This window comes from Mesorhizobium sp. M7A.F.Ca.ET.027.03.2.1 (genome assembly GCF_003999175.1).
In the GTDB taxonomy this organism is placed as follows: Bacteria; Pseudomonadota; Alphaproteobacteria; order Rhizobiales; family Rhizobiaceae; genus Mesorhizobium.
The window spans coordinates 1-4896 of sequence record NZ_RZOM01000417.1 but is presented as its reverse complement, the minus strand read 5'-3'; the positions used below and the strand labels follow the sequence as shown (position 1 = coordinate 4896).

Here is a 4896-nt window from a genome sequence, read left to right as displayed (position 1 = left end):
GACCAGGACATCAAGGCGCCCTGGAAACCGATTTCGACGATCGGCCGGCCAAGCCGGAACCAGTGCTCGGTCGGCAGGTCGCCCTTGGCGATGGCGAACAGGCTGGTCAGCCGCGCTTCGGAAGCCAGAAGGTCGTAGCAGCTCTCGTCGAGCTGGTGTTCCTCGACCCGGTAGCCGATCGACAACAGCTTGCGCTCCGGCCGCATCAGGAAGGAGAAATCCATCTCGAAGGCGTAACGGCGCGTGCGCTCGCGCAAGGTGAGCAGCTTGGCACGCAGCGCCTCGACGGCATTGTCGTCGCTGTGCGCGTCATGGACGTGCGCTTCGCAGGTGGCTTCCAGCCTTGCGGCCCAGTCGACGATGACGTCGCTCTGGGGCGACACCGCCTCGGTATGGATGGCGGTGGCCAATTTGCGGATCTCGCCGGCCAGCACAGCCAGGTTGATGGTGCGGATCGACGCCATTTCGGGCTGCGCCTTGATCGTGTCGACAGCGCGCCGCATGCCGTCGAGGCGGTCGGCGAGACGCTGGCGCAGCGGGCGCAACTGACGGCGGTCGTCGGGCAGATCATCGAGGCTTTCGCTGAGGATGGTGACCGTGTCGAGGATGCCTTCGAAATCACCCTGGAGATGGACGGAAGGCGCTTCGGCCCATTCGGCGCAGGCCGCCGCCACCGCCACCAGATGGCCAGCGAGATTGCCGCTGTCGACAGCCGAGATGTAAAGCGGATAGAGCGGCTTCAGTGTCGTCGTGTCGTACCAGTTGAAGAGGTGACCGCGCTCACGCGGCATGCCCTCGATCGTCGCCATGGTGGCGTCGATGCGGGTGATGGCGTCGGACAGGCTGATCCAGCCGAAGTCGCGGGCGGAAACGACGGACAACAGGTAGACGCCGATGTTGGTCGGCGAGGTGCGTGGCGCCACCACCGGCGCCGGGCTTTCCTGAAAATTGTCCGGCGGCAGATGGTGATGTTCTGCCGTCACGAAGCTTTCGAAATAGTGCCACGTGCGCCGCGCCACCGTGCGCAACGTATGGATGTCGGCCTGCGATATGCGCAGCCGATCCTCGGTTTCAGCCGAACGGCTGATCCAGCTGGCGATGGCCGGCGAGCCAATCCAGAACAGGGCGAAGAAGAAGGCGACGAAGGCGCCGGTCGAATCGGCCAACACCGGAATGGCAAGACCGACGAAGCCGATGATCACGGCGCCATACATCATGCCGTAATACGACCCGACATCGTTGTCGCCCGCCTTGTGCGCCTGCGAGGCGGTGCGCCATTCCAAAAGGTTCTGGCGGCTGACGAACAGCCGGTAGAGCGTACGCACGATGGCATCGCCCATCATCCAGGCATTGTGCGCCATCAGCACGATCTTCAGCGCCACCATGGCGGTGCCGAAGGCGACGTCGCGCGCCAGGGCCGAGAAATGACCGCGTGGCGTCTGGTCGCCGCTCTTGGGCAGGATGGCGTTGACGATGTCGAATGTCGGCGCCATGAACAGGCTGAGGATCAGCAGGGCCTGCCATTGCGCAGCCTGCGTGAAGGGCAGCAGCGTCCAGCCGGCGATCGCCGCCATCACCCAGAAGATCGGCGTCAGCGAGCGGCGCAGATTGTCGATCATCTTCCAGCGCGACAGCGCCGGCACGCCGGAGCGCGGATCGAGCATGAAGCCGAGCAACTGCCAGTCGCCGCGCGCCCAGCGATGGTGGCGCGAGGCGTCGACCGAGTAGCGGGTCGGATAGTCCTCAACCAGTTCGACGTCGGTGACCAGCGCCGCGCGCGCCAGCGCGCCTTCCAGCAGATCATGGCTGAGGATGGTGTTTTCCTCGATGCGGCCCTGCAGGGCGGCCTCGAAGGCGTCGACGTGATAGAGGCCCTTGCCGGTGAAGGACCCGTCGCCGAAGACGTCCTGGTAGAGATCGGACACGGCAAAGACATAAGGGTCGAGGCCGCGATTGGCCGAAAACACCCGCTGGAAGAACGACGCATCGTCGCCTGATGTCAGCGACGCGGTGATGCGCGGCTGCAGGATCGCGTAGCCGGCCGTGACGACGCGCTTGCTGGCATCGAAATGCGGCCGGTTGAGCGGGTGGCAGAGCTTGCCTACGAGGGTGGCGACCGCGTCACGGGTGGTGCGCGTGTCGGCATCGAGCGTCATCACATGGACGACGTTCTCCGGCAGCGGCACGTCGAGCGGCAGGAACGTGGTGTCGCTGTCGCCGCGCAGCAGAAGGTCGAGCTCGTGCAGCTTGCCGCGCTTGCGCTCCCAGCCCATCCAGGCCCCTTGCGCCGCATTGAAGAGCCGGCGCCGGTGCAGGATGTAGAAACGCGGCGCGCCTTCGGAGGGATAGCGGGCGTTGAGACGGGCGATTTCGGTACGGGCGAATTCGAGAATTTCGGTGTCCGCCGCATCGATCTCGGTCTTCGAGTCTGGCCAGTCCGACAGCAGCGCGAAATGGATTTCATCGGCAGTGTTGGCGAGATGATGCACCTCGATATTGCGGATGTTTTCCTCGACATCGTCGCGCGAGCCGATCAGCGACGGCACCACCACCAGCGTGCGAGCCTCGGGCGGAACGCCGTGTCGGTAATCGTAGCCGACGAGACGCGTCGGTTTCAGGAACAGCGATACGACCGTGTTGAAGAAGGCGAGCGCGCCCTCGCTGGCCGGCACGGCAAAAAGCGCCAACATCAGGACGATCGAGGGCACCGACAGGCCGAGATTGGCAAGCGCGTTGCCGGAGAGGACGAGAAGCAGGGCCGTCAGCGCAAACACCGGTACGACGATGCCGAGCCACCCGGTCTTGCGGAAGGCACGCTTGACTGTCTGGCTGATGGTGGGCCGATAGCCGATCGCCTTCTCCAGCTCCAGCCGGCGTGGGCCGACGAGAAAGAAGCCGACATCGGTGTGGGCGGACCCGGTTAAAACGACGTCGCCGTCACCATCGCTGGCGGCGTGGCCGGCCAACTCGATGGCCATCTCGGCAACGCGATATTCCGAAAGGTTCGAGCGGCGCGCCAATTCCTCGATCGCGGTCCGGTACTGATCGCGCGAGAAGAAGTCGAGCGCGGCGAAATCGGTGCGCTCGCGCAGCACGGTGTCGATGCGGCTGACGCCTTCGAACCAAACCGTCCAGTCGACGTCGTTGATGAGGCGCAGGCCGCGGATGATGTTGCCCGTCGTCACATTGCCGCTGGACAGCGTGTGATGTTCGGAAATGATGATTTCCTCGGCATCGGAGCCGGTCTTTTCGAGCTCGCCTTCCAGCCATTCCAGAGCCTTGCCGGCATTCTGCGATCCATCGCGCAAGCGATAGAGCAACTGGGTGGCGAAGGTGGTGTCCTGCGCGTGGGCGCTGAAGTTGGACAGGATCGACTGCCGGTCGGCGCTGTCGTCGGTAGCCAGTACCTTGTCGGCCACATCGTTGGCGATCTGGCGCATATGGCGGGTGCGATTGACCCGGACGGCCAGCCGGCGGAGATTTTCGATCAGGACGAAGCGCAACAGCGAAGGCAGCGCCCAGAGTTCGCCGATCTTCAGCGGCTCGACCGACTGAAAACCCTGGACGATGGATTTGAACATCGTCGCCGAAACGGAACTGTCCGAATGCGCCACATAGGTCCAGGCCAGCGCCAGCGCGCGCGGCACAGTGCCGTTGTCAGGCAGTTTCAGCGTCGGCAACTGACGATAGAACCGGCGCGGCAGGTCGCGCTTGACTTGGAAAATGGTCTCTTCGACCAGGTAATTGTTGTCGAGCAGCCATTGTGCCGCCGGCGTGATCGTCTCGCCCCTCGCCTGCGCCGCATTGGTCGACCGGTAGACTTCCAAAATCTTCTTGGCGCTGTCGCGGACACGCGCCTGAAAATCGAAGGGCGTCAGGCCGAACAGATCGGTGAGGTCGCCTTTTGCCAGGCTTTCGCCGAGCAGCCGAAGGCGCTCTTCGGGCAGGTAATTGGAGCGGATCGGCTCTTCCGTGATGGCCGGGAAGCTCGCGCTTGTCTTCTCGATTTGGGCAGGAGTCGTCTGAATATTCATTGAAAATTCCGTAAGCGGGCACTGAGCGGCGTCACCGCCACGGCAATGGCCCTAAAACCGGTTCAAATGCAATTGGTTGCATAAACCCCACTTGCCGAAAGTTTGTTTCCGCACCGCGACAGGGCGTCGTCTCTCAGCAAAACTCAAAGACAAGCACCCCACTTCCCGCCAGCCAGATCGGCGGAGAGGATTCAGGCTTTTTCGTGATGCCGCCAGCAGCTTACGCTATATTTCGCCGGTGCCGCGATCATGTTTGGAAACAAGCGTTAATCGTTGCCGGCAATGGCGCCGATCCGGATCACGAACAGCGTTGCCTCATGGGCGGGTTGGACAAGCAGGCCGGTGCTGACCGGACCGGACAGCAGCGTGTCCAGCGGCCCCAGGCGAACCGGGTCAGCGGCGGGCACGCTGACGTCGCCGTCCAAGCACAGGATGAGCGTTGTGCCGGCTTCAGTCCGGATTTCCACGGGGGCCGAAATCACCAGGCGTTCGACCGAATGCGTCATCCGGCTTCGGCGGGTCATAACATTGAGATCGGTGATCGGTCCGCCGATCAGCGCGGCCGAGGTCTGCACGTCGGCAGGGAAAGAAAACAGGGCAGTCGTCCTGTTTATGGATGTCGGCCGGCGGCCGGCAATCTCGAGGACGATGCCCTCGCCTTCGAGCACGGCAAGGGTGCGATCGATCCCGGCAAATTGCGAGAAAGGACCGCTCAATTCGACGCGCGCCATCGAGACGCGCCAGTCGAAGTCGTCGAGACCGGCACCCGAGGGCGAAACGGCGATTTCCGTCGTCACGCCGCCGCCGTTCTTCCACGGCATCGACCGGTATTCGGCTGCCCGCAGGATGCGCATGCCTAGCC

1 protein-coding gene and 1 pseudogene are annotated in these 4896 nt (G+C 63.7%); both read right to left on the bottom strand.

Going from position 1 to position 4896, the window contains the following annotated elements; all coding sequences use genetic code 11:
- Positions 1 to 4034 (bottom strand): annotated as a pseudogene (locus tag EN750_RS18505) (DUF3131 domain-containing protein); the annotation flags it as partial.
- Positions 4035 to 4300: 266 nt separating this feature from the next.
- Entirely contained in the window at positions 4301 to 4888 is a 588-nt protein-coding gene (locus EN750_RS18500; RefSeq protein WP_127397274.1) for a HutD family protein, read from the bottom strand.
- Positions 4889 to 4896: the final 8 nt, after the last annotated feature.